Annotated in this window: 14 protein-coding genes and 9 pseudogenes; 10 read left to right on the forward strand and 13 right to left on the reverse strand. The window is 68.9% G+C overall.

What is annotated here, in order from left to right; translation table 11 throughout:
- Positions 1-300: 300 nt before the first annotated feature.
- Positions 301-792, forward strand: coding sequence for a MarR family winged helix-turn-helix transcriptional regulator (locus IG05_RS0115785; protein ID WP_030343074.1), 492 nt, complete (start codon positions 301-303; stop codon positions 790-792).
- A gap of 19 nt (positions 793-811) precedes the next feature.
- Here IG05_RS0115785 and IG05_RS45105 read toward each other — a convergent pair.
- The 4 genes and pseudogenes from IG05_RS45105 to IG05_RS49230 all read right to left on the reverse strand — a co-directional run.
- Positions 812-1,669 (reverse strand): annotated as a pseudogene (locus IG05_RS45105) (IS5 family transposase).
- Between the two features lie 238 nt (positions 1,670-1,907).
- Positions 1,908-2,570, reverse strand: coding sequence for a response regulator (locus IG05_RS0115795; protein ID WP_030343078.1), 663 nt, complete (start codon positions 2,568-2,570; stop codon positions 1,908-1,910).
- Positions 2,567-3,736 carry a sensor histidine kinase gene (locus IG05_RS0115800; RefSeq protein WP_051789873.1) on the reverse strand — a complete coding sequence of 390 codons (1,170 nt, stop codon included), beginning with the start codon at positions 3,734-3,736 and terminating at the stop codon, positions 2,567-2,569. Before IG05_RS0115800 ends, IG05_RS0115795 begins: the two co-directional genes overlap by 4 nt.
- 6 nt (positions 3,737-3,742) lie before the next feature.
- Positions 3,743-4,076: pseudogene (locus IG05_RS49230) on the reverse strand (ATP-binding cassette domain-containing protein); the annotation flags it as partial.
- 473 nt (positions 4,077-4,549) lie between these two features.
- On the opposite strand from IG05_RS49230, the gene IG05_RS0115805 reads away from it, so the two are divergent.
- Together IG05_RS0115805 and IG05_RS0115810 are read left to right on the forward strand one after the other, a co-directional pair.
- Positions 4,550-6,088: an alpha/beta hydrolase gene (locus tag IG05_RS0115805; protein ID WP_030343081.1), complete on the forward strand. Its 1,539-nt coding sequence runs from the start codon at positions 4,550-4,552 to the stop codon at positions 6,086-6,088.
- Positions 6,089-6,305: 217 nt separating this feature from the next.
- Positions 6,306-6,509: a hypothetical protein gene (locus IG05_RS0115810; protein WP_030343083.1), complete on the forward strand. Its 204-nt coding sequence runs from the start codon at positions 6,306-6,308 to the stop codon at positions 6,507-6,509.
- A gap of 462 nt (positions 6,510-6,971) precedes the next feature.
- Here the strand turns inward: IG05_RS0115810 and IG05_RS0115815 are convergent, their stop codons facing one another.
- The 5 genes and pseudogenes from IG05_RS0115815 to IG05_RS0115835 all read right to left on the reverse strand — a co-directional run bounded on the left by IG05_RS0115815 (position 6,972) and on the right by IG05_RS0115835 (position 9,634).
- The gene (locus tag IG05_RS0115815) at positions 6,972-7,301 is read right to left on the reverse strand and encodes an STAS domain-containing protein (protein ID WP_051789874.1); all 330 of its coding nucleotides are present in this window, start codon (positions 7,299-7,301) and stop codon (positions 6,972-6,974) included.
- A gap of 148 nt (positions 7,302-7,449) precedes the next feature.
- Positions 7,450-7,698, reverse strand: a complete 249-nt coding sequence (locus IG05_RS0115820) for a hypothetical protein (protein ID WP_030343087.1) — start codon at positions 7,696-7,698, stop codon at positions 7,450-7,452.
- A gap of 208 nt (positions 7,699-7,906) precedes the next feature.
- Positions 7,907-8,029, reverse strand: a pseudogene (locus IG05_RS45120) (WhiB family transcriptional regulator); the annotation flags it as partial.
- A 58-nt stretch (positions 8,030-8,087) separates the two neighbouring features.
- Positions 8,088-8,336: pseudogene (locus IG05_RS50260) on the reverse strand (hypothetical protein); the annotation flags it as partial.
- Between the two features lie 746 nt (positions 8,337-9,082).
- A complete protein-coding gene (locus IG05_RS0115835; RefSeq protein WP_234335871.1) occupies positions 9,083-9,634 on the reverse strand; it encodes a hypothetical protein in 552 nt (183 codons plus the stop codon).
- A gap of 126 nt (positions 9,635-9,760) precedes the next feature.
- Between IG05_RS0115835 and IG05_RS42170 the strand changes: the two are divergent.
- Positions 9,761-10,531 (forward strand): annotated as a pseudogene (locus IG05_RS42170) (glycosyltransferase family 2 protein).
- Positions 10,532-10,647: 116 nt separating this feature from the next.
- On the opposite strand, the gene IG05_RS0115845 reads toward IG05_RS42170, so the two are convergent.
- A complete protein-coding gene (locus IG05_RS0115845; RefSeq protein WP_051789876.1) occupies positions 10,648-11,187 on the reverse strand; it encodes a TauD/TfdA family dioxygenase in 540 nt (179 codons plus the stop codon).
- Positions 11,188-11,211: 24 nt separating this feature from the next.
- Here IG05_RS0115845 and IG05_RS0115850 point away from each other — a divergent pair.
- Positions 11,212-11,487, forward strand: a pseudogene (locus tag IG05_RS0115850) (YceI family protein); the annotation flags it as partial.
- Between the two features lie 200 nt (positions 11,488-11,687).
- On the opposite strand, the pseudogene IG05_RS49235 reads toward IG05_RS0115850, so the two are convergent.
- Positions 11,688-11,972: pseudogene (locus IG05_RS49235) on the reverse strand (UTRA domain-containing protein); the annotation flags it as partial.
- A gap of 132 nt (positions 11,973-12,104) precedes the next feature.
- On the opposite strand from IG05_RS49235, the gene IG05_RS0115855 reads away from it, so the two are divergent.
- Complete coding sequence (locus IG05_RS0115855) at positions 12,105-15,050, forward strand: tetratricopeptide repeat protein (RefSeq protein WP_158838882.1); 2,946 nt, start codon at positions 12,105-12,107, stop codon at positions 15,048-15,050.
- A 164-nt stretch (positions 15,051-15,214) separates the two neighbouring features.
- Here the strand turns inward: IG05_RS0115855 and IG05_RS49945 are convergent.
- Positions 15,215-15,304 (reverse strand): annotated as a pseudogene (locus IG05_RS49945) (hypothetical protein); the annotation flags it as partial.
- Positions 15,305-15,457: 153 nt separating this feature from the next.
- Here IG05_RS49945 and IG05_RS0115860 point away from each other — a divergent pair.
- Positions 15,458-19,984 (forward strand): AAA family ATPase, encoded by a 4,527-nt coding sequence (locus tag IG05_RS0115860; RefSeq protein ID WP_158838884.1) that lies wholly within the window; start codon positions 15,458-15,460, stop codon positions 19,982-19,984.
- Here the strand turns inward: IG05_RS0115860 and IG05_RS50565 are convergent.
- A pseudogene (locus IG05_RS50565) lies at positions 19,950-20,173 on the reverse strand (DUF7701 domain-containing protein). The gene IG05_RS0115860 and the pseudogene IG05_RS50565 sit on opposite strands and share 35 nt — an antisense overlap.
- A 1,421-nt stretch (positions 20,174-21,594) precedes the next feature.
- On the opposite strand from IG05_RS50565, the gene IG05_RS0115880 reads away from it, so the two are divergent.
- From IG05_RS0115880 to IG05_RS0115890, 3 genes are all read left to right on the forward strand, one after another.
- Positions 21,595-22,179: a TetR/AcrR family transcriptional regulator gene (locus IG05_RS0115880; RefSeq protein WP_051789881.1), complete on the forward strand. Its 585-nt coding sequence runs from the start codon at positions 21,595-21,597 to the stop codon at positions 22,177-22,179.
- Between the two features lie 120 nt (positions 22,180-22,299).
- Positions 22,300-23,475 carry an MFS transporter gene (locus IG05_RS0115885; RefSeq protein ID WP_234335872.1) on the forward strand — a complete coding sequence of 392 codons (1,176 nt, stop codon included), beginning with the start codon at positions 22,300-22,302 and terminating at the stop codon, positions 23,473-23,475.
- A gap of 56 nt (positions 23,476-23,531) precedes the next feature.
- The gene (locus IG05_RS0115890; protein ID WP_030343107.1) at positions 23,532-24,461 is read left to right on the forward strand and encodes an MBL fold metallo-hydrolase; all 930 of its coding nucleotides are present in this window, start codon (positions 23,532-23,534) and stop codon (positions 24,459-24,461) included.
- The last annotated feature ends 75 nt before the right edge of the window (positions 24,462-24,536 follow it).

Here is a 24,536-nt window from a genome sequence, read left to right on the forward strand (position 1 = left end):
CCGTGCAAGCCGTCGCCGCCCTGCTGTCCCACCAGCAGACCGCCGACCTGGCCCCGGCACGAACAATGTGAAACGCCAGGTCCCACCGAGGCACACGACGCCTCACCGCCTACCGTGCACGAGCTCGTTAGGGCATGTCTCTTTGGTTGGCGGGGAGGCGATACGAACTACAGGCGAGATGGGTGAATCGGCGACGCTGGCGAGCCTTTCGGTGCGCCCTGCCAGGCCGCGCAGTGCTGGAGGCAGAGATCCAGCGGTCGGCAGTATCCACGGAGACAATGGGGGTATAGCGTCGCGATCATGAAACCGTTAAGCGGCAGCATCACCGACCAGGCGCCGGCTGATCCGGCTGCCCCAGACGACATGTTGGCCAGCCAGCCCATCGGCTATTGGGCTGGCCTCGTCCACGAGACTGTGACGCGGCGTCTGCGTGACGCCATGGCCAGGATCGATGTCACCCAGCCGCAGTACTGGGTACTCAACCGAGTTACTGGCGGCCCCACGGCACCCAGTCGTGAAGAGGTGGTCACCCAGCTGACCCCCCTTGCGGACGGACAGCAAGAGATCCCTCGGGTCATCGACCAGTTGCTCCACCGCGGCTGGCTAAGTATCGACGCCGGACAGAACCTGCACCTCACTGATGCAGGCGAAGCTGCCAGAATCCGGCTGCGCGGGCTGGCTACGGAGCTGCGCACGGAGATCCACAAGGGCATCAGCAACCAGGAGTACGTGGCCGCACTCAAGGTGCTGCGCACGATGATTGCCAACATCGAGGAAGACGGCTCCTCCTAGCTACTTCGTTGTGGCTTCGTCAGGTGCGGGTCCACATCAGAATGGCGGCGAGGTGGAGGGCGGCCTGGTAAGCAATGGCGAGTTTGTCCGTCCGCATGGCGAGGCCGCGCCACTGCTTTAGCCGGGCGATACACCGCTCGACGGCATTGCGCTCCTTGTATGTCTCCGCATCCAAGGCGGGTGGGCGGCCTCCTGCGCGACCTCGCCGCAGTCGATGGCCGATCTGGTCGGCGGGCTGCGGGATGACCGCACGGATGCCGCGTCGACGGAGGTGCCCACGAATCGCGCGGGCAGAGTAAGCGCGATCCGCAAGGACGACAGCAGGGCGGGTTCTTGGCCTGACGAGTCCGCTCCGCGGGACCCATCCCGGCCATGACCGCCTCGAAGGCCGGCGTGTCACGGGCCTGCCCCGCGGTGACGTGGATGGACAGAGGCCGTGCCCGGCTGTCACTGGCCAGGTGGACCTTCGCGCTCAATCCGCCGCGGGAACGTCCGAGTGCGTGGTCCTCGGGCTCGGACCGGCCAGGCGCCCCCTTTTTCTGGCTCCGGCAGAGTGCTGGTGAGCCCGGCAGACGGTGGAGTCCACCGAGATGGTCCAGCCCACGTCGTCACCGGCATCCGCTGCTGCAAGGACCGCCGTCAGGACTCGTGCCCATGTGCCGTCCATGGCCCATCTGATCAGGCGTTTGTGCGCGGTTTGAAAGGGTCCGAGCTCTATTGGCAGGTCGCGCCAGGGTGAGCAGGTGCGATACTTCCACGCGATGGCTTCCAAGGTCCGGCGGTGGTCGGCCCACCGTCGTCCACGGACCGGATCGGCCGGCATCAGCGGCTCGATCCGGTCCCACATCGCATCAGTGATCACCAACCGGACAGACACATCCGATCAACTGATCAACCCACCAAGAAGACACGCTCTAGCGGGCGAGGGCAACGGTGATGGGTGTGTTGGAGCACTGGCCGAGCTGGTCGGCCAGTGCGTCGCGCTCGGTGGTGTCGATGCTCTGAGGTGCAGTAGCCCACTGCGCAGTTCTACCGACGCAGCCGGCCCTGGTTTCCGCCAGGGGCCGTTTTCAGCCTGATCTCCACAGCGCCCTGCCACCGCGGAGATTTCGATTTCAGTCGGGGTGAACGAGACGACTTTCGTAGGCGAAGACCACAGCCTGTACGCGGTCGCGCAGTTCGAGCTTCTGCAGGATTCGTCCCAGGTGGGACTTCACGGTCGCCTCCGCGAGGTACAGCGTGGCCGCGATCTCCGCGTTGGACAGGCCGCGGGCCACCTGGACGAGTACCTGGCGCTCGCGGGTGGTGAGCAGACGCAGCCGTTCCTCCCGCCGGTCGCTGCCGCCGCCGGGGATGTGGGCGGAGAAGTTTTCCAGCAGGCGGCGGGTGATGCGGGGCGAGACCGCCGCGTCGCCCGCGGCGACGTTGCGGATGGCGGTGAGCAGTTCCTCGGGCCGGACGTTCTTCAGCAGGAAGCCCGATGCGCCGGCCTTGAGCCCGGCGAACGCGTATTCGTCGAGGTCGAAGGTGGTGAGGATGAGGACTCTGCTCTGAGGCGAGACCCGGATGATCCGCCGGGTCGCCTCGATTCCGTCCGTCCCGGGCATGCGGACGTCCATGAGGACGACATCGGGACGCAGTTGTCGGGCGAGCCGGATGGCTTCGTCACCGTCCGCGGCGCCGCCGACCGGTTTCATGTCCGGCTGGGCGTCGAGGACCGTGGTGAAGGCCATGCGCAGCAGCGCCTCGTCGTCGGCGAGCAGGACGCGGATCGTCATACGGCCACGTCCGCTCCACTGCTGAGGTCGAGGCGGGTGCAGACGTGCCAGCCGCCGTTCGGGAGCGGTCCGGCCTGGAGTGCCCCGCCATAGGCGGCCGCTCGCTCACGCATGCCGCGGATACCGTGTCCGGACGGGGCGTCGGGGTGTCCTCGGTAGGGGCCGTCGTCCATGACGTCGACCGTGATGGTTTCGGCCTGGCAACTGATCCTCACCTGTGCTTGGGTGCCGCGAGGCGTGTGTTTGAGCGTGTTGGTCAAGGCTTCCTGCACCAAGCGGTAGACCGTCAGCTGCGCGGTGACGGGAACGGTGGTGTGGTCGCCCCGGACTTCCAGGCGCGTTGGCATTCCGGCGGCGCGCATCTGGTCCGCGAGGTCCTCCAACTGGGCCATGCCAGGCAGGGGGTGACGCTCCGCGTCCGGTTCGTCCGCCCGCAGGATACCCAGGGCACGCCGCATGTCGGTCAGAGCCTGTCGGCCCGTCTCGGAGATTTGGAGTAGTACGGCGGAGGCCTTGTCGGCCGACTGTGCGTAGGGAGCGGAGTCGGCCAGGGCAACCATGACGGACAGGTTGTGGGTGACTATGTCGTGCATCTCACGGGTGATTCGTCCCCTCTCCTCGGCCACCGCCAGCCGCGCCTGCTGGTCCCATTCGTGTTCGAGATATGCTGCCCGCTCTTTGAGTGCGCGCGTGTTCGCTCCGAGCAAGGCAGCAGCGGCGGCCAGCGCGTTCAGCACGACGGCGGAGGACAAGAAACGGCCCTCAGCCGCCCAGCGCTGGCAGGCCAGCAGTATGCCGCCCTCCATGACGAGGCAAGCCACCACCAGGTAGTGCCGGGTCGAGTGCGCGACCACCGTGTAGAGGGCCACCAGCAAAGTGACCGCCGCAGGCAGTTGGTAGCCCACCAGCCACTGGGCCAACGCCGCTGCGGCCACGGCACAGAACACCCCCCAGGGAGCCCGGCGCCGCCAGATCAGGGGCAGCAGGAGCCCGGCGCTGACCGTCACCGCCACTGGTTCTCCGGCCACCACAGGCAGCGTCGCCATGGACAGGAGGGCCACCAGAAGGAAATCCCAGGCAAAGGGCGGAACCCGGGTACCGGCGCTCAGCACGGCCTTTACTGCTCGCGCGGACAGCAGCGTGTCGGCGAACCGTTGAAGTGTCATCGGTCTTGACCTCCCCGACCCGGCTGCGCGGGATCCCTGTCGTCGCCGCCATCGCCTGCAGATGGTAGAAGGCGGACCGGCCGGTATGCACTGACCGGGCCTCCAGCGTGGCCCCGGCCTCGTGCAGCGGCGCACGATGTGCGGCGTAGGGCTTGCCGTTTACGGTGACCCGGCCCGATGTGGGCGGCGTCCAGGCCGAGGTTCATCCGCATCGTGGTGGACTTGCCGGCGCCGTTCGGCCCGAGGAACCCGGTCACGACGCCAGGGCGCAGGAGAAGGCGAGATCCGAGACAGCCGTCTTCTCCCCGTCGCGTTTGGTGAGTGCTCTAGCTGTGATCACGCTTTTGTCTCCTCAGGGCTGACGGTTGCGACGGTGCACAACGCTAGGTCGCCGATTTCTCGCCCACATGAGCCCATCGTCTGAACAAGCCCCTCTGGGACTGCCACCTCAGAAGGAGTCGCGGTACCTACCCCAGTGGCAAAGATGGCCGCTGGCCTGCGCTCACGCTCCGCCGCGTCGGTGGCCCGGGCGCCGCCCAGGCGCCCCCGTCCGCCCGGAATTCAGCCCTCAGTCGTAGATAGAGCTCCCCGACGGGGTACGGCTCTGCCGCCGAAACCGCAGGTCGTGACCCGTTACAGGGCATCCGGCGTAAGGAGTGCGCCGCCGTCGGCATGGCCTCCGAACGACCGACCGAGAGCTGATGTGCCGGTCTCGTCCCACGATCTAGCTTCGGCATTCGACGGGTGGAGCAGCTGACGGACCGCTGTCGATGGTGTCTCCCGTCCTGTTCCGAAGAGTTTGAAGGAGAGATCATGCTGCGAGTACGCAGAAGAGCCGCGGCCGCCGCCGCGGCGGCCCTGGCGAGCACGTCCCTGATCACCTCGTGCACGCCCCAGAACGAAAGTGCCGCGGGGGACGACGGGCCGGCCAGGTTCGAGCACCAGGAGATCGCCTGGCACAGCTGTAAGAACGGACCGAAGGACCCCGAGGGCGCGGAGCTGGACAAGGCCGGAGCCCAGTGCGCCGAGATCACCGTGCCGCTGGACTACCAGCACCCCGACGGCCGGACCATCAAGGTCGCCATATCGCGGCTGCGGGCCACAAACACCGCCCACCGGCACGGCACACTGCTCTACAACCCCGGAGGCCCTGGCGTGCCCGTCAGGTACCTCGCCCTCCAGCTGCGGCATGCCGCACCCGTGCTGGCCACCAACTACGACGTGATCGGAATGGACCCCCGGTTCGTCGGACGCAGCACGCCCCTCAACTGCCACTGGCCGACCGTCAGCATCGGCTCCGCCGGACCCGACCGCGGCACATTCGAGAAGACCGTGAAGCTGGCCAAGGACCTGGCGTCCCGCTGCGACAGCCACCGATCCGTCCTGCCCCACGCCTCGACACGCAACACCGCCCGCGACATTGACGTGATCCGTGCCGCCCTCGGCGAGAAAAAGATCAGCTACCTCGGCTCCTCCTACGGCACATACCTCGGACAGGTCTACACACAGCTCTTCCCGAACCGTGTCGACCGGGTGGTGCTCGACAGCGCCCTGAACGCCGACGACTACGGACCGGACCTGACGAGCACCCTCGGCCCGCCCGTCACCCGAGTACTACAGGCCTGGGCGGCCTGGGCGGCTCGCCACGACCGCACCTACCACCTCGGCTCCACCGCCACCGAGGTCATGAACGCCATCAACGAACTCAACAAGATTGTCAACCTCGCCCCGATCCAGGTCGGCAGCCACACGGTCAACAGCCAGAACCTGCCCCAGCTCCTGTGGAACGCCACCGCGGGGGACAGCGACGAGGCGTACGCCAGCTACTCCGCGGACGTCCGTGTCCTGGTGAGCGCATCTCACGGCCACAAAGTCATCCCCACCCAAACCCTGGACCAGGTCCTGACCGACCTGACCGCCCCGGACACGGACGGAACATTTGCCGTCCAGACCGCAATCCAGTGCGCCGACCGAGCAGCCACCTCCCGCAACCCGGAAACCTACTACCGCAACATCCAGGCACACCGCGCCGACGATCCCATCTTCGGACCCCTCACCCGAACCGTGACACCCTGCGCCTTCTGGTCGGTCACCCCCGCGGAGCCTCCCACCGAAGTCCACAACGACGTGCCCCTTCTGATGGTGGGAGCCACCGGGGACCCGGCGACCACCTACCAGGGCCAACTGGCGGCACACCATGACCTGAAGAACTCCCGCCTGGTCACCCTGCGCGGCGCCTTCCACCACACCGTCTACGCCGGTCTCTTCGCCCCGAAGAACCGCTGTATCGACGAGGCAGTCAACTACTACCTGAAGACCGGAGGCCTGCCACCCAGTGACACCAATTGCTGAAGCGTGCTGCAGAACGTCCCGCTCCGACTCCAGGGCCGGCCCCAACGCCTTACCGCCCAGGCGAGCGAAAGGCTGAGCCACGGGTGAAGACCACCACCGAGGTGCTGATCACCAGGCCCAGCGACCACTCCGGCAGGGGCGCGCCCGCATTCGCCGGTAACGGGATGGAAGGCGATATTGACCGGCGCGGTCGAACGCCTGTCGGTACGGTCAGCCCATGGAAGAGCTGCCCGAGAGCGTGGACCGCCACATCCTGGACCATCGGATCGTTCTGGCGCTCAAGGCGATAATGGACGCGTTTGGCTGCACGCTCCACGAAGCGATCGACATCTTCGGGGTCCGGTACGAGGAGCTCCGCTGCGACCGGCCGGACGACTTCCAGGTGAGCCGCGAGGAGTACGGACGCAACGTCTACACCTGACCTGAGGTCTTCCCGCCGGCACGGTCGCCGGGCCGCAAAGCGGTGTTGTCAGGCGGGTGATGCATCCGCGACGGGGAGCCGTTCCGTTCCGCCGCCGAAGGGAAGGAAGGCAGTGCGGCTGGCGAGTAACCAGACGCCGTCGATCTTCCGGAAGACGTCTTCGTAGTGGCCGACGTTCGCCGGGAGCCTGGGCTCGATCATTCCACCCGAGTAACCATCGACCCGGTATGTCGTCGGATATGAGACCGCCCGCGCTGTCGCCTCGGTCCCGACGATGACCACGACACAGCCACACACCCGCCCCGAAACCGCACGACCGCACACTCACGCGACACTCAGCGCTCAGACAGGACGGGCCGTCACGCGCACTCGGCGGCCTCATACGGTGCCATGCATGTGGGAGTCGCGCTTGACCTAACCGTGCTCGGCACGCCGGCGGGCTGAACTTCGCTGCGCCTCAGCTCATCCTGTTAGAGCCTGGCCGGAGTCGGCCGCGAACAGGTCATAAGTCTCGGTGATCTGCAGCAGCCGCGCGGGCTGGGACTGCAACCCGGTGACGGCCAGGCGGCCGCCCTCGGCGTGCAGGCGCCGGCGCAGCATCACCAGGAGGTTCAGCCCGCTGGAGTCCATGAAGGAGACCCCTGACAGGTCCAGGCACAGCGGCTTGTCGCCCAAGGGGATGATGGCCGCAGCCCGCGCCAGCTGGGGACAGGACTGCAGGTCCATTTCCCCTCTCACGGTGATCAGGGTGCAGTCGGGGTGCTGCTGTGTCAGCACGGTGAAATCGCTCATGGTTCGCCCCTTCCGGGGTCGAGCCCATCACGCCCTTCACGGGGAGGGCGTCAAGCACGCGACATGGGGCCGCGTACAGCCGAGCAAGACAACCCGCACCGCGCCCCGGTCACCGGCACGGTGACCTTGAAGGGCGGCGCGGGGCCCCTCACCAGACCAGGCTGGTTCGTCTCTGCAGCGTCGCACGGACAGCTCGGCATCCACCAGTCCCGTTCGGTGTGCTGCCGGGCAGGCTGCCGGTGACCACGATGGGGAGCTTGCCGTCGTACATGCGGAAGCCGTCGTGCGCCTCACCTTGCCGATGCCGGCGGGTCAGCTCGGCCAGCTGCGCGATGACGGTGTTCGGGTTGCGCGAGCCGACGCGGTTGAAGACGAGCGGCAGCAGCCGGCCGCTCACGGCCGTCGACGTCCTTCATCTTCCGCTGGCCAGACCGCATGAACTTGTCGATCTTCGCGGCTAGGACCTGCGCGGACTCGAAGCAGTTGTCGATCTCCACGAACAGCAGCGGCACCCTGTCCTCGGGCGCGGTGATGACGATGTCCGCCTGGGCGCCGCCCCTACCGGGGTTTGGACCACGTGCCCGTCGCGGGCGGCGCCACCTCGGTCAATGAGCCGCTCTTTCAGCCCGGTCAGCCGACCAAGCGCGGCGTGCATGCTCGGAACGGGCCGCTTCGAGCAGGCTGCGCCAGGACGTCACGGTAGGCCGCCGGCGCAGCAGGGCACGGCGTACCGCGCTCCAAGGCCCGCTGGGCCACCGTCAGCGCTAGGGCACTCTTTCCGACCCCGGCCAGCCCGGCCACCAGCACGGCTCTCGGCCCACCGGGCTCCAGGATCCCGAGCAGTTCTCCGACCAGTTGGTCCCGGCCCACCAGCACGTCCGGCGCGTCGGGCAGTGCCTTCAGCGCGGTGATCGGCGGAGCGGGGAAGGACTGGTACGCGTTCCCCGCGAAGAACTGAGCGCTGCCGCCCCGGTCGGCCTTGATCGACACGTCCCATTGCGTTGCAGGCCGCTTGCCCCGCCGGTCGGCAGTCACTACGAGCCACCCTGCTCACCCCGGTCCGGCGGGGCGGCTCTTCCATTGCCCTCCCGGTCCTGCACCACGCGCCCGCTGCGGTCGGCCCGACCGGTCAGATCGACGTTCTCCTCACCAGCGCCCCACCCCCTTTGAAGCACCTCGCCACGACGATCCGCCTCGCCGCGGATCACCACGGACCTCCGAGGCTGGCCGGAACCGCCGGCCCACCAGGACCCGCAGGCCACGACGGCTGCGGCCACGGCACCCGCGAAGGCCCCGGCATCCTTCTCCGGCAGCCAGCCGAACGGATCCTCCCGGGCGAGTGCGAAACACACTCCGAATATCACGGCCGTCGCTACAACGACGGCCCCCCACCGCGCTGGACGTCCCATGCGGCGAGGATCCCCCGCCCCTGGGCGCCGAAACTCAGCCGTCGAACTCGGCCTAGCCAACACGGGCAGTTCGCAGCCGTTCTCCAGCCCCATACCAACCATTCGGCTCTGGACTGATCGTGCCGTCACCTGATGACGGGGCTCCCTCAGTGGTTCGGGGAAGCCAGGTTGAGTGCCAGGTCGGCTCACCTCCGGGGCCGGTCCAGGTCAGCGCCTCCCTGCGGGACCCGACCCACGCCATCGCCGGCGAGCCGACGCAGGCCTGGCCCGTACCGCTGCCACCTACTGGAAGAGCATGGCCGACAACGCGGAGCGTCTGCTGGGTGGCGACCACCCCTTCACCCTCACCGCCCGCGCCAGCCTGGCCTTCTCCTACAGCAGCTTGGCCAGCTCGGCGGCCTTCGGCCCCGACACCGGCACCGTGGTCTGGAAGATGCCGTCGTAGAAGTCCTTGATCACGTTGAGCGATGCGGCGTCGATTCCGGACACCAGCTTCGGCGTCCCGTCGAGCGACCACCGCTTGTTTCCGATCCGCTCGGGGCTGAAGCCGGCCGGGAAGTCTGCCCCGCCCTTGAGGCCCGAGGCCTCTTCCAGGGTCGGCAGCAGCAGCTCCTCGGTGGTGCCGGGATAGCTCCTGGACTCCAGGACCACCGTCGCGCCGTGGCGCAGGTACTCACCCAGTGTCCGGGCGCAGGACTCGATGTAGGTCAGGTCGGGCACGCCGTCCCGCAGCGGGGCCGGCACGGTGATCACCGCGATGTCGAAGCCGGCCAGCGCGGCAGCATCGGCGGTCGTGGAGTAGGCCTCGGAGTCCAGCACTGGGCGAAGCCGCGAGGAGGCCACGTCCCGCACGCAGGACTGGCCGGCGGCGAGCCGCTGGACGCGGTGCGGGTTCACGTCGTAGCCGACGACACGGTGCCCCACCTCTGCGGCGCGTACGGCCAGGGGAGCCCTACGTAGCCCTGACCAGCAAACTATCTGCATGGCAGCTCCTGCTCGATGGCGGTGTTTGAATGGACCGTCGTTCCTGGTCTGGCAAAGAGAAGTGCTGTGCCCCTGGTGTCTGTCGTGATGCCTGTCTACAACTCGGCAGCCACCCTCGGCGCAGCCGTCCGATCGGTGCTCACGCAGACGCACGCTGACGTAGAGCTGCTGGTCACCGACGACCAGTCCTCCGACAGCTCCATGGACCTGCTGATGGAGTTCGCCGCCCAGGACGAGCGCGTACTGCCCAAGACAGCGCCCGAGCGCGGCGGTGCGGGCCGGGCCCGCAACCTCGCGATCGAGCGGGCCCGCGGGGACTACGTCGCGTTCCTCGACTCCGACGACCTGTGGCTGCCGGAGAAGACCGAGAAGCAGCTCGCCTTCGCCGCCGAGGGCGATGCGCCGCTGACGTTCACCAGCTATTACAAGATGGACGCCGACTACGACGGCGAGAGCACCGACGGGTCCCCAACGGGCGGGTGATCCGCGCGCGGGCACGTGGACTACCGCGCGATGCTGCGCCGGGACTACATCGGCGCCCTCACCGCCATGTACGACCGCAACGCCCTGGGCACCCGGCTGATGCCCGAGATGCGCAAGCGCCAGGACTACGCACTGTGGCTGAGCATCATGCGAGACGGCGCCGACGCCCGCGGACTGGCCGAACCGCTCGCCGTGTACCGAGCGGGCCAGACGGGATCGCTGTCCTCCAACAAGATGTCTTTGGTCAAGTACAACTGGTCGCTGTACCGCGAGCACGAGGATCTGTCGGTCCCGCAGGCGACGCGGGCGCTGGCCGGTGCTGTAGGGCAGTCCCTGCGCAACTCGCGCATCTAACGCGTGCGGGCCCGGGAAGCCCGGTACGCAGCCGTTTCTGGGTGTGCCCAACCAGGCCCGCCCCGGTAGCCGAGCCGCGTGCTTGAGGGCTGGACCCAGGAGCGGGACTCGGTGGGTCACCGGTGGCGTCGGCCGGCTACGCGACCGAGCCGGGCGCCGGCCCCCGCACGCAGGAACAACTGGAGGAGCAGCCGCCGATCGGCGGCCGGAACACTTTCCTGACCGACGTGAAGCGCTTCCCGACCGTGCAGGAAACGGCGCTGGTTCACGATGAGGTAGTCCCCGGGCTGGAGCATGAAGCGCACCTGCTCCCGGACGAGCTCTTCTGCGAGCTCCCTCGCAGCGTCGGCGTGCGCCTGGCCCAGCTCCGACCTCCCCAGCATCTTGGCGGTGAACCGGACGAACCCCTTGCCCGGGTCGGAGGCGTCCAGGACCGGAAACGGCTTGTACTCCTCGCCCACACCGAACAGGTCGAAGAAGGTCCCGTAGTGGAAGGCCGGCTCGGCCAGCAGCGCGCGGTTGTCCTCCGACAGCCGCGCTACCGCCGCGTGGACGTCGGAGAGACTACTGCGGCCGCCGCCAAAGGGGCCGGAACGAACACACAGGAGCGTGGTGTAGTCCGGGGGCAAGGTCGCATTCACGGTGTCGTCGGGCACCGCCCGGCGAGATCGGTGGTCCGCAGCACCTCCACCGTGCACGAGGGCGGAGAGAGCTTCCGCATGACCGGGGACCTGACCATCCGGAACGTCACTCGGCCCGTCGACCTGCAACTCGACTACCTCGGCTCGGTCGTGGATCCCTTCGGCTACGAACGAGCCGGCTTCGACGGCACCACCACCATCGACCGCACCGAGTGGGGCCTGGTCTACAACCAGCGCCTCAAGGCGGGCGGCTCCATGGTGAGTGAGAAGGTCCGGCTGCAGTTCGACATCTCCGCCGTCCGGTCGACGGTATAGACGGTGCCGGTGTACCGGTCGCCCCGTCGGCCGGCACACGACCCACGACACCCCCACGCCGCGTGGGTGCTCCCGCACAGTGGCCACACCTCGCCCGACCGGTATCCGCGTGACACAACGACACCCCAGCTCCAGTTCGGTGTCCACCCGGCAGGACGCGTGCCCGACAAAGCTCCCTCCAGGGGGTGCGCCGGCGTGCGCTGCACGTCGCCCCGGGTGGAGGAGGCGACGGGGCCGAGGCGGCCGAAGTCGCTGGGCGGGATGCCCTGGTGGTGGTCCCCCACCAGCTCCGCGCAGGCCGCGGTGGGACCGAAGGTGAGACGGGAGACGATGCGATAGCGGTCCCCGCGGTGCAGCGAGTGCACGTACTCGACGGGACGTCCGGTCACGTCACTGGTGAGCCGCTCCACGAGCATCGCGGGCGACAGTTCGGGCACGTCCAGGACATCGGCCTCGGCGCGGGTGACGACGGTCGGTGTACGGCGGCGTTTGGTCTTGTCGACGGCCTCGGCGGACGTAGTCGAGGTGTTCGGGGTCCCACGAGCGCCTCTTCATCCCGCTGACCCATTCCGGCGATGACACACCCCTCGGCATACTGTCCGCCGGGGGTGGGGCGTATGACTGAGCAGGGTCCGTCGCGGCGTGAACTTATCCGTCGGCGGCGGAGCACCGGCTTTGTGGGACGGCAGAGCGAGCTGAATGTGTTCAAGGAGAATCTGGCCCGCAAGCCCGGTGACCCCGACTACCAGTTCCTTTTCCATGTCCACGGCAACGCCGGTGTGGGCAAGACCTGGCTGGTGCGCCAGTGGGAGGCCGCCGCGGCCGAGGCAGGCGCGGTGACCGCGTACCTCGACGACAGTGTGCACAGCCCGCTGAGCGCGATGGAGACGGTCAGTGCGCAACTGGCCCGACAGGGACTGGAGTTGAAACGGTTCGACAAGATGCTAAGCAGATTCCGGCAGAGCGCCCACGAGGCGCAGATCGCCCTCGCCGCTGAGCAACAGGAATCCGAGGACGGTGCAGGCGGGGAAGTTACCCAGGCGTCGGGGTCCAGCACGCTCCTCGTGCAGGCGGGACTGGCCGGCCTCGGGACGCTTCCGGTGGTGGGAGCTCTGGCGGGCGCGATCGATCCGGCGCCGGTGGCTCAGGCCGCCGACCGGATGAGAGCGGCGGTCAGCGCCCGGATGAGATCTCACGACGACGTCCGGCTCGTTCTCGACCCGGTAGGGCGCCTGACTCCAGTGTTCCTGGAGGATCTGGCCGGGGCGGCATCGGACCGGCCGTGGATAGTCCTGATCTTCGACGTGTACGAACGGTCAGGGGCCGCCCTGGACGACTGGCTGTGTGCTGTCGCGGCTGCCGAGTCGACCGTGGAGCTGCCGCTGAATGTGCAGATTGTGGTGTCCGGGCAAGGACCACTGACGTCGTTATGCTGGGAAGCGGTACGCGACCTGACAGTGGATGTGCCTCTGGACGTGTTCACTGAGGCGGAGGCGATGACACTGCTCGCCCACCAGGGCATCTCAGACGAGCAGGTCGTGCAGGTGATTTTACGGCTGTCGGGCAGACTGCCGGTTCTTGTCCATATGCTGGCCCAGAGCCGCCCCCGCTCGGCCGGGGACGTGAATGACCCGTCGGCGACGGCGGTGGGACGTTTCTTGAAATGGGAGCAGGACCCCGCGCGCCGGGCGGCGGCGAGACTGTGCGCCCTACCCCTCCAGTTCGACGAGGAGATTTATCGCAAGACCGTGCCGGACGCGTCGGCGGCCCCCTACAGCTGGATTCGTACGCTTGCCTTCGTCAGCGATCGCAACGGCCAGTGCCGATACCACCATGTGGTCCGCGCTTCCATGCTCCGCCTCCAGCGGGTCCAGTCACCCGCCCGCTGGCGCGCCGCGCACGAGGCACTCGCGGCAATTCACCGTGAACGCCGGGAAGCACGGGAGACCGAGTCCTTTGCCGACGACCACTGGGAGGACGCGGAGTGGCGGACCCACCGCCTCAACGAGACCTACCACCTCCTGTGCGCCGATCCGCAGCGCGCCCTGTCCTGCGCGCTCCTGGAGACTGCGCAGACCTGCGGGCTGAGAGACGGCTTGGTGCGCCGCTGGGCCCAGATGCTCCTGCAGGCAGGTCAGGACACCGACGACGTCCCGCTGACGGAATGGGGCCACCGCCTGACTGAAGCCTCCGGCGAGGCACAGACCGTGGACGCCGTTCCCGTCCTGGACACCCTCCTCGGCCACCCCGGCCTGACAGCCAGGGGTGAAGCGAGCACCCGTGCCGTCCGGGGCCAGGCACATCTGGACGCGCATCGCCCTGAACAAGCACTCGCCGACTTCACCGCCGCTATCACCCTGGATCCCCAACGGAGCAGCTTATTCATCGACCGGGCCTTCACCCACATCCGACTCGACCGCCGCGACGAAGCACTCGGAGACATGGACCGAGCCGTCCGGCTCGACCCGAACTCATCCTGGGTGCATCTGTGCCGGGGACACACGCGGCGGTGGGCGGGTGATTCCGAGGGCGCAATCGAAGACTTCACCACCGCCATCGAGCTCGATCCAGAACACAACGCAGCATGGGCAATGCGAGGCAACCTCCTCCGCCTGAGCGAGCGGTACGAGGAGGCGCTCGCCTGCCTGGACCGCGCGCTCGCGATCGCCCCCCGGTACGGATGGGCGTACTACGAGCGATCTTTGTGCCTGCGCATGCTGGACCGGTGGGACGAGACAATCCGCGACCTCCGCCGGTACGTCGAGGTGGTTCCGGACGATGTATGGGGACGCGTCTGGTTCGCTGACGCCCTGCTGAGCACCGGACGCTACTCTCAGGCGCTCGAGGAGATCGACTCCGCGCTGGCCGCCACGGGCGAGGACCGAGCAGACGACGCTGCGTGGCCCCATGTCGTGCGGGCCTGGGCCCTGCACAGTCTCGGGCAGGACACCGAAGCCCTGATAGCTCTGGAACGCGCCGAGACCCGGGACAACACGCGAGCAGAGATTTTCGCCCAGAGGGGATGGCTCCTGTGGCAAGCGGGCCGCCTGGACGAAGCAGAAGCTGCATTCGACCGGGCACTGTCGGACAGCCCCAGCTACCCGTGGAGCCTGGCCGGCCGCGCAGTGGTCCAGTTGTACGGGCGGCGCTATGAGGAAGCCACCGACTCCCTGGCCAAGGCGTTCGCCATCCAGTTCGCCCTCTCCGAAAGCGACGCAAAGATCGACCTGGCCCGCCCGGTCATAGCCCTGCTCCAGGACCATCTGCCCGCCAACCGGGAAGCCATCACTGCGGCCGTACGGATCACCGCGCAACTAGCCTGGCAGCAGCAGTGGCCAGGCCTTGCAGGGCAGATCACCTCCGTGCTCGCCCTGCGGCCCAGCCCCCGCCTGCTCCTCGGGACGGTCAGAGTCCTGCGCCAGATCGTCACGGTCTTGAACGCCCCGCCCGAGGAGAGGGATTCGCGCCGGATCGCGTGGTCGCTACGGTTTCTCGGACCCGTCCAGCGGATCCTGGAGCGCTTGCCGGAGACAGGGAGACGGTCGCAGAGGGGGAACGGGTGAGCCGGCCTTGGTCCAGGGAGCGCCTCGTGCCACAGCTTGTCCGCGAGCAGCATGTTGATGTTTTCGCGGGTCGCCTCGCACGCACAGGGACGTTCGGCCTTCGCCGGCAAGCTCCAGGCCGAGCGCGGACTCCCGCAGTCACTGCTGGGCGGCGCGTCGTTGCGCGGTACGCCCCGTGCTCGCTTCCCGGCCGTGTTGCAGCCGGCAACGTGGACAGTGACGGGCGGACTGTCGCGGTTGAGGCCGCGTTCGATGACCCAGTCCGGCCCCGGGGGGCCGGGCCTCTGAACCTCCGCATGGCCCTCCTGGTACGCGGATGCCCACTGGTGTCGCTGCCTTCGGGAAGCGAGCGGAACCGGTGAGGGTCCAAGCCGATGGGGTCATGCGAACTGTCGTGGGAGAGCCAAGTGCCGGTTGCAGTGAACACCTTCCGCGTCTTTGTCAGCTCCACGTTCGGAGACCTGGCCGAGGAGCGCGCCGCCTTGCACGAACGGGTCTTCCCCCGGCTGCGCGCGCTCTGCTCCGAGGCCGATGCCGAGTTCCAGGCCATCGATCTGCGCTGGGGTGTTTCCGAAGAGGCCGCGATCGAGCAGCGGGTCGCAGAGATCTGCCTAGGTGAGATCGATCGGTGCCGGCAGATCACCCGACGGCCGAACTTCCTCGTGCTGCTCGGGCAGCGGTACGGAGCGCGTCCCGCTCCCCCGGGGATCGACGCAGCCATGTTCCGACGCCTGTGCGCCAGACTCACGGCAGAGCAGGGGCGGCTGGTGAATCGCTGGTACGTCGAAGACCGCAACCACGTACCGGCTGTGTTCGTTCTGCAGCCGCGGCGGGGCAGCTATCGCGATGACGCGCTGTGGCGTCCCACGGAGCGCGCCCTGAGTGAGGCGCTCACCGCTGCCGCTCTCCAGGATCCCGCCGAGCGGGAAGCGGTCGCGCTGTTGCGGACATCGATCACCGAGCAGGAGATCCTGCGCGGGATCCCCGAGAACGGTCCCGAGCACGGCGCAGCGTTCGCCTTTCAGCGCACGATCCTCGGTCTCCCTGAGGACGCTTCAGCCGCCCCCTACCGGGATTTCCTCGATGAACGGCCGGACACCGAGGCGGCTGCCGCGCAACAGCTCCTGCGTGACCGGCTCTCCGCGATGGGTGCCGCGCGCCTGCGCGTCACCGACTACCGCGCGGCGTGGGACTTTGAGCTCGGGCGGCCCACCACCGGGCACATCGACCGCCTCTGCGAGGACGTCTATGCCTCGCTCGCCGAAGTGATCCGCGACGAGCTGCAGGCGGCGGAGACGGACGAGCATCACTACGAAGAGCAGGCGCACGAGGAGTTCGCAGCCGAGCGCCGAGCTCACTTCATCGGCCGGCAGGACACGATTGCGCGGATCAGGAGCTATCTGGACACGTACGATCGCCGTCCGTTGCTGCTGATCGGGGAGTCCGGGGGCGGGAAGACTTCGCTGCTCGCCGAGGTCGCGCACCGCCTTCGTGTGGAGACAGGTGGGCGGCCAGTCCTCGCTCGCTTCATCGGCGCGACGCCTCGATCGGCCGACCTGCGGTCCTTCCTCGATGATCTGCGCAGGAGCCTCAAGCGGCTGGGCCGACCGGGGAGCAGCCAGGCTGAACGGCCGTACTCCCTGGCCGAGGCGGTGCGGGAACCGCTGGCCGCCCTTCCGTCCGAACCGGGACTCGTCGTTGTTCTCGACGCCCTTGATCAGTTGTCCGGAGACGTCGACCTGAGCTGGCTGCCGGACGAGCTGCCGTCGGGGGTGCGGATGGTGCTCTCGGCCCAGGAGGGGAGCGCTGCCGCCACAGCGGCGCTCGCGGCTGGGTCGCGTCTCCTGCGGCTGCCGGCTCTCCGGCGGGCGGAGGGCTGCCGGATTCTCCGGCAATGGCTCCAGGAGGCGGGGCGTTCACTGTTACCGGCTCAGCGGGCCGAGGTCTTGCAGGCCTTCGCCGAACGCGGGAATCCGCTGCACCTGCGGCTTGCCTTCGAGGAAGCCCGGCGATGGGCTTCCTACACGAGTGTTGAGCCCGGTTCTGTCCCCCTGGATGTGCCGGGGATGACTGGACGGTTGCTCGAGCGTCTGGAGAAGGAGCACGGCACGGTCCTGGTGTGCCGGGCTCTCGGACTCCTGGCCGTTTCCCGGAACGGACTCAGTGAACCGGAGCTTCTCGACCTGCTCTCCGCGGACCCGCTCGTGCTAGAGGAGGTCGAGTCACACATGCCGCGGTCCCCTAAACCGAGAGGACTGCTTCCTCCCGTTCTGTGGGCGCGATTGCGGACCGATCTCGAGCCGTACCTCAACGTACGCCGGAACGAGGGCCGGTTGCTGCTCGGCTTCTACCACCGGCAATTGACCGAAGCCGTGACCAGCAGGTACCTCACGAAGGAAGAAACCACCGCCCTGCACCGGCGTCTCGCTGACTATTTCGGCGCCCAACCGCTCGATACGCCTGGTGGACCGCGCTCTGCGGTCAATGCCCGGAAGGCGGCGGAACTCCCTTACCACCAGACGTTGTGCGGCTCCTGGGACGAGCTCTGGGCCACCCTTACCGACTTCGGCTTCCTGGAGCGGAAGGTCAGAGCAGTGGGTGTGTCAACGGAACTCGACGCGCAATGCCGAGAAGTCCGGAGGCACGCTGGTGTCCACGCGCTCCAGGACGACTACGAACTGGCCATGCGGCTGTGGCCGCAGGCAGGCCGGGACGGGGAGCGCGGTCTGGCGAACGTCCCGCAGGACCGCACCGGCACACCGGCCATGGCGGGACAGCGTGGAATCATGGCCCAGTTCGCCAGGGCTTTGCGGCTGGAGGCCCACAACCTCGCCGCGGACCCCGAACTTACCTGGCAGCAGTTGGCCAACCGGCTGCAGTGGGAGTCTGGAGCGGCACGGCTCGTCCGCGCCGAGGCGCGTCGGCGGGGCGACGGGAGCAGTGTTCCAACGTTGCGGTCACGCACCCGTCCACACGAGTCCGAGTTGCTGACACGCCGCCTGAGGGAGGCTGGGGACAGGTGCCGACTTGTCTCTTGTGCGTTCGTGCCCCGTAGTGGCCTCCTGGCCATCGCGGGCGAGGACCGGACTGTCCGTCTGTGGGATGTCGGGACGGGCCGCCGGGTGCGTGTTCTCTCGGACATGCCAGCCGTCCCGCAGTCCTGTGCCGCTACCCCGGACGGGAAGTACGTGATCGCCACGACCGTGAATCCAGCCGGCACGGTTCACGTGTGGGAGGTTCGCACAGGCCGGCAGGTCGCCTGGCGGACCGCTCACGAGCCTTCCTGCACAGCCTGCGCCGTTCTTCCCGACGGCAGCGCGGTGCTGACCTTCGGCACCGACGGACGGATCCGGCGCTGGACCTTGCCCGAACTGGCTGTCGACGGTGAACTCCCCCCGGCACCGGAGCCCCTGACCTGCGGCACCGTCAGCCCCGACGGGCAGACCGTGGCCTACGGGGGAAGGGAGGGCGTGGTGTACATGCGGAGCGTGGACAGGACCGGACCGGTCACCGAAATGGTCTATGGCCAGGGAGACCCTTTGACTGCCGTCGCGCTGGGGCCGGAAGGACGCTCACTCGTCGCCGTCGGCATGGCTGGCGCCTACGGCTTGGAGGGACGTATCGTCAGCTGGGATCTCTCCGCCCGGACCCCTGCCACTGTGCGGCAACTGCCCTCGTCCGCTGAGCACTGCGTGCTCAGCACCAAGGGCTCCCTACTTGTCACGAGCACCGATGACGGGCGGGTTCAGCTCTGGGAACCGCCTCGGATGCGCCATCTGGCGACGCTGAACGCCCACACCACGACGGCCGTGGCGTGCGCACTGTCTCCGGACGCCGAAGCACTGGCATCGGTCAGCGCGGACGGCATGGCGTGCATCTGGGACGTCATGGCGGCCCGTGGTTCGAACCCCGGGGGGCATGACGGCCTCGTCCAGCAGTGTTCGTTCACCCGCGAGGGTGAGTGGCTCGTGACCGCCTCGGTCGACGGCACGGTGAGGCGCTGGGACGCCACCACCGGGCAGGAGATTGGCTCTGCCGTGTCACACCCGGGCTCGACCGTCCTCATGCTGCACCAGGACGCCCGGCCCGGTGACGAGCAGATCACGCTCGTTGCCGGGAACACGGGGACGGTGCTGCGCACAGCGCTTCCGTCTGTCTCGGACGAGCCGGCACCGGCACCAGCGGTCGTCGGCGAACACGGAGCAGAGGTCTGGGGCTTGGCGCCGCTGCCCGACGGGACGGTCGTCACCGGAGGTCTCGACGGTGCATGCAAGGTGTGGGACGTCCGGCGCTCTGTCATGGTCCGCGAGGTCATGTGGGACCGTTCGCCCGTCCGGACGTGCGCGACCTCGGTAGGCGGGGGCTTCGTGGCCTCAGGCGGCGACTCGGGACTGCTCTATCTCTGGGATCCACTCAGCGGCGCTCTGATCACTGACCCGCAGCAGCACCCAGCGGCGATCACTGCGATCACCTGCGGGGTCGCGAACATCGTGGTCGTCGGAGACGCTGAAGGACACGTCGAGCTCACCGGCCCGCGAACGGGTTGGACCCGGCGGGCGCTCGGCCACCACCCGGGCTCACCCGTGACGTCCGTCCTCTGGTCGAACCCCGGCTTCGTGGTGAGCTGTGGTGCCGACGGCAGCCTTGCGCACCTGCCGATTGACGTCGATGCGTCCTCATGGTGTCGCCGGGTTCACCGCGGGCCGGTTTACGCACTGGGCGCCACCCCTTCGGGGAGCGTCATCGTCAGCGGCGGGGCTGACGGCCTACTGGTCCTCTGGGAACGCACGACCGGTCGCATCCTCGCTCGGCTCCCCATTGCCGGCCGAGTGCACGCGATCGCCGTCCATCCTCATGAACCGGTCGTCGCCTGCGTCGGCGACGGTGGCCTCGTCATCGTCACGGAGGTGGCGGAGTGGTCCGGTCGTTGGTAGCCCGGGCAGCGGCATGGATGGCCTCGAGATAGGGCACGTCATCGCGCTGGGTGGCCGGGGCGAGTTCATCGAACGGCACGAGCGCGGCGTGATCCGGATCGTGGCTTTCATCCAGGCGGCCCATGCATCGTGGACGTCCGCCGAAGTGACCTCCTCCCCTTTTAAGCTGTCCATCGACCTGCTGTTCATCGACAGGGTTCGCGACGTTGTCGGTCTGTATCTCGATCCGGCGGAGAAGGCCCTGGTCCTTTGTGGCGGGCGGCCCGGACGGTGCGGTTCGTCGAGCGCGGGCCGGCCGGGCAGGGTCGGCGGTCGGCGGAGCGAGCGGGCCGAGGAAGTGTGACTGAGCGTCGTAGTTGGCCAGTTGCTCTCCTCCGCGAGGCAGGCATCGCCCCGCATTCCGTACATGCCGTCCGGCATCAGCGGGGGCAGCGAATTACCAGAGGCACGTGCCTGGGAGACTGCCTGTCGCCATCCGGCCGGCTGCACGGGGCCGTCGCGGTCCATGAACGTCGTCACCAGCACTCCGGGATACCGGGCTGTGGGCAGGATCTGGTGCTGGGTGATGAACTGCCAGCCGAATGCCCTGGTGTCCGAGAGTGAGCCGGTCCGATTGACGACCACGATCGGTTCGGGCAGCACCAGCAGTCCGGTCGGCATGAGGACGTCCCGGTCGCGGTGCAGGGTGCTGATGTCAGCCGGTTCGAGGGTGGCGGCCGCGGCCATGACTGCGGCGTGCGCGGCCGGGGAGATGACGAGGACCTCCGCCTGCCGCAGCAGTTCCTGGATTTGACGTGTCTGCCAAGCGGCGGCCTCCCCCGCCATGCGGGGCCACGGCGGTCGATGGCCCCGCTTGCCGAGTGTCATCGACAGCGCCGCTTCCCGCTCTGTGTTCTCGGGCTTGTCCGCCATGTCGGCGAGATCGCTGTTCAGTAGCACGGCGTGCAGCTCGGTGAGGACGTTGTTCATGTTGGAGGCGAGCGTCATCTGCACCCACGGGTTATTGATCAGGCCGTGGCCCCGCAGGTGCGGAGTTACCGCTGCATCCTCCTAACGATGGCGAGGGGCAGCGCCCATCTCAGGAGCGCGCCTTGGCTGGTATGCCGGAGTCGGCTCGGCTGTGGCTGGCACCACGACGAGCGGTCACAGCTCGACGCGGCTGTGCAGCCGCTCGTCGTGCCGCTAGAGCCCGCCCGGCTCTCCGGCGCCCTCACCGATCAGGCGAGTGCCCGCGCCGAGCCGTTCCGGGCGCGGATTGAGCGCGCGATCGCCGGCCAGTCCGCACAGGCACACCCCGGACGCTGAACCAGCGATGTCCGACCCCGCGAGTACCGTGAGTCCCATTCCGATGCGTCTGGCTGCGTCGATCATTGGACCTTGCGCCCCCGTCCGGCTACCGGGCGGGGGCGGCCTGCTTCAGGCGGTCGGCTCGACGTCGTCCTGGACCAGGGCGTCCCACTCGGCGAGCAGCTCGTAGTAGGCCTGAGTCCGGGCTTTGCTCGCGGCTGTCCCATGAGCTGGCGGATGCGGGCGTTGAACACTCGATGGCCACATCCGTAGAACAGATCGACGTCCAGCCAGACGCAACTTCTTCGCATTAAGCTGTTTGCATGAGTTCCCGAGCGACCACACGCCCCGGCGGGCGCAGCGCCCGCGTCCAGCAGTCTGTGCACCAAGCCGTCCGTGATCTGGAGGCGGAGGTGGGGCGGGATGCGCTCACCGTGCCGCTGATCGCCGCCCGTGCTGGAGTGACGCCGTCCACCGTCTACAGGCGCTGGGGGGACCTGCGGGAACTGCTGTCCGACGTGGCCGTCGAGCGGTTGCGCCCCGACGCCCCGCCGGCCGACCACGGCAGCCTGCGGGCGGACCTGGAGGCGTGGGCCGTGCAGTTCGCCGAGGAGATGTCCTCGACGGCGGGCCGCACGTACATCCGCGACGCCCTGCTGGGCGACCCCGGGCAGGGCAACGCGGTCCGTTGCTCCGACTACGCCGCCGAGCAGTTGAAGGCCGTCGGCGTGCGCGCGGCCGGGCGAGGGGAGGCCGTGCCCGGCGTGGAGACCCTTCTGGACATCATCGTCGCCCCTCTGATGTACCGGATCCTGTTCCGCCCCGCGGACCTGTCCGAGGCCTACACCGCCCGCCTGGTCGCAGCGGCGCTCGGCAGTGCCGTGCCCCCTCCGGCACCTAAAAGCTAATTATTTGCGTCATGGGACTCCGGGTGCCTAAAGTGCTTAGTGCAAAGCATTGGCCTTAAGGCTCAAAGGTGCTTCCATGACCAGCGTCACCGCCCTGCCGTCCCGCCTCGCGGCCTGCCCGTGCTGAGCCGCCGCGGCGCCTTCCCGCTGCACGCCTCGGTCCTGGTCGCCCTGCTCGCCGCGTCCAGCGCACCGACCCCGCTCTACGCGCTCTACCAGGCCGCCTGGCACTTCTCGGCCATGACGCTCACCGTCGTGTTCAGCACCTACGCGCTCTCCCTGCTGCTGGCACTGCTGACCGCCGAAACGCTCTCGGAACACCTCGGCCGGCGCCCGGTCCCCGCCGGGGCGCTGCTGGCCGAGGCCGTCGCAATGGCCGTCTTCGCCACCGCCCAGGCGGTGCCCGCGCTGATCGCCGCCCGGATCCTGCAGGGCCTGGCCACCGGCGTGGCCACCAGCGCCGCCGGAGCCGCCCTGCTCGACTTCGAGGACCCCCGCCGCCCCGGCCGGGCAACGGCCGCCAACGGCATCACCCCCGTGGCCGGCATGGCGCTCGGCGTGCCGGCCGCCACCGCCCTCGTCCAGTACGCCCCCGCCCCCACCCGCACCGTCTACCTGCTGCTGCTCATGCTCTTCACCGCGCAGGCCGCCGCAACCCTGCTCACCCCCGAGAGGGCCCACCCCCACCCCGGCGCTCGGCGCTCACTGCGCCCCGCCGTCACCGTCGCCCCCGCCTCCCGGCCGGCCCTCGCCCTCGCCACGCCCGGCATCGTCGCCGCCTGGGCCCTCGGCGACTTCTGCTCCTCCCTGGGCCCCTCGCTCGCCCGGCTCATCGCCCCGCACGCCGCCCGCGCCACCGGCGGCCTGGTCTTCTTCACCATGACGGCTGCGGCCGGCCTCGCCGGCCACGCCGCCCGGGCGCTGCCCGCCCGCACCGTGAGTCTCGCTGGCGCCGCGCTGCTGATCCCGGGAGCCCTGCTGACCCTGAGCGGCCCGCGACCGCACAGCCTGCTCCCGCTGTTCGCGGGTGCCGCGGTAGCGGGTGCGGGCTTCGGCGCCGTCATCCAGGCAGCTCTGCGCCTGCCGCTGCCCCCGGCCGCCCTGGCCGAACGCGTCGGCACGCTCGCCGCCTACTACGTCCTCAGCTACCTGGCCATGAGCATCCCCGCCGTCCTCGCCGGACTGCTGACCAACCTGTACGGCCTGCAGACCGCCGTCTCGCTCTACGCCGTGACCGTCGTCCTGCTGGCCCTGACCGGCCTCACCCGCGCCGTGCGGCGGCCCCGCACCACCTGACCGAGTGCCGCCCGCCCCGCACGCCCCTACCCCGCCCACCCGGAAGAGACCCACCGATGTACACCACCACGCCCCGTCAGAGCACCCCCCTCACCACCACCGGATGGAGCCTCGGCGACATCGCCGTGCGCCGCGTCGACGAGATCGAACTGCCACGGGAGACCGGACCCTGGTTGCTGCCGGACGCCACCCGGGAGGTGCTGGACGAGTCGTCCTGGCTGCGCCCCGACTTCGCCGACGCCACAGTCCCGCGGCTGGCGAGCCACAGCTTCGCGGTGGAGGCCGGCGGGCTGCGGATCGTCGTGGACACCGGCATCGGCGACGCCAAGCCGCGCGCCAACCCGGCATGGAACGGTCTCGACACCGACTTCCTGGAGCGCCTAGCGGCGGCCGGTTTCCCGCCCGAGTCCGTGGACTTGGTGATCACCACGCATCTGCACACCGACCACGTCGGCTGGAACACCCGCCTCACCGGCGAGGACTGGGTCCCCACCTTCCCCAACGCCCGCTACCTCACCGGCCGCACCGAATGGGACCACTGGGCGACCACCGACCTGGACGAAGCCCGCACCCAGATGTTCCGCGACTCCGTCCACCCCATCCGCGACGCCGGACAGTACGACCCCGTGGACGTGCCCGAGCAGGGGCACGAGGTGGCGCCGGGCGTCCTCCTGGTCCCCGCCCCGGGCCACACCCCTGGACAGGTTGCCGTCGAACTGCGCGGCAGCGACCGGCGGGCGCTGATCACCGGCGACAGCATCCACCACCCCGTGCAGCTGTCCCACCCCCACGTGCACAGCTGCGTCGACACCGACCCGGCCCAGGCGATCCGCACCCGCGCCCGGCTTCTCGACGGCATGGCGGACACTGACGCGCTGCTGCTGGGCACGCACTTCCCGCAGCCCACGGCCGGCACCGTTCGCCGGGAGAACGGCCGCTACCGGCTGCTCGCCGAGCCGGGCGTCGAGATCCCCACCGCGGCCTGATCACGCGGCCGGTGCCGCCCGGCCGCCCCGCGCGGGCCCCGAGCAACTCCGGCGCCTGCAGCTACCTAAAGCAAA

This window comes from Streptomyces sp. NRRL S-1022, assembly GCF_000720135.1.
Lineage (GTDB): Bacteria > Actinomycetota > Actinomycetes > Streptomycetales > Streptomycetaceae > Streptomyces.

Bases quoted from the DNA above. Each gene is read 5' to 3' on its own strand.
- IG05_RS0115785 (WP_030343074.1), top strand. From the start codon at position 301: ATGAAACCGTTAAGCGGCAGCATCACCGACCAGGCGCCGGCTGATCCG.
- IG05_RS0115795 (WP_030343078.1), bottom strand. From the start codon at position 2,570: ATGACGATCCGCGTCCTGCTCGCCGACGACGAGGCGCTGCTGCGCATG.
- IG05_RS0115800 (WP_051789873.1), bottom strand. From the start codon at position 3,736: ATGACACTTCAACGGTTCGCCGACACGCTGCTGTCCGCGCGAGCAGTA.
- IG05_RS0115805 (WP_030343081.1), top strand. From the start codon at position 4,550: ATGCTGCGAGTACGCAGAAGAGCCGCGGCCGCCGCCGCGGCGGCCCTG.
- IG05_RS0115810 (WP_030343083.1), top strand. From the start codon at position 6,306: ATGGAAGAGCTGCCCGAGAGCGTGGACCGCCACATCCTGGACCATCGG.
- IG05_RS0115815 (WP_051789874.1), bottom strand. From the start codon at position 7,301: ATGAGCGATTTCACCGTGCTGACACAGCAGCACCCCGACTGCACCCTG.
- IG05_RS0115855 (WP_158838882.1), top strand. From the start codon at position 12,105: ATGACTGAGCAGGGTCCGTCGCGGCGTGAACTTATCCGTCGGCGGCGG.
- IG05_RS0115880 (WP_051789881.1), top strand. From the start codon at position 21,595: ATGAGTTCCCGAGCGACCACACGCCCCGGCGGGCGCAGCGCCCGCGTC.
- IG05_RS0115890 (WP_030343107.1), top strand. From the start codon at position 23,532: ATGTACACCACCACGCCCCGTCAGAGCACCCCCCTCACCACCACCGGA.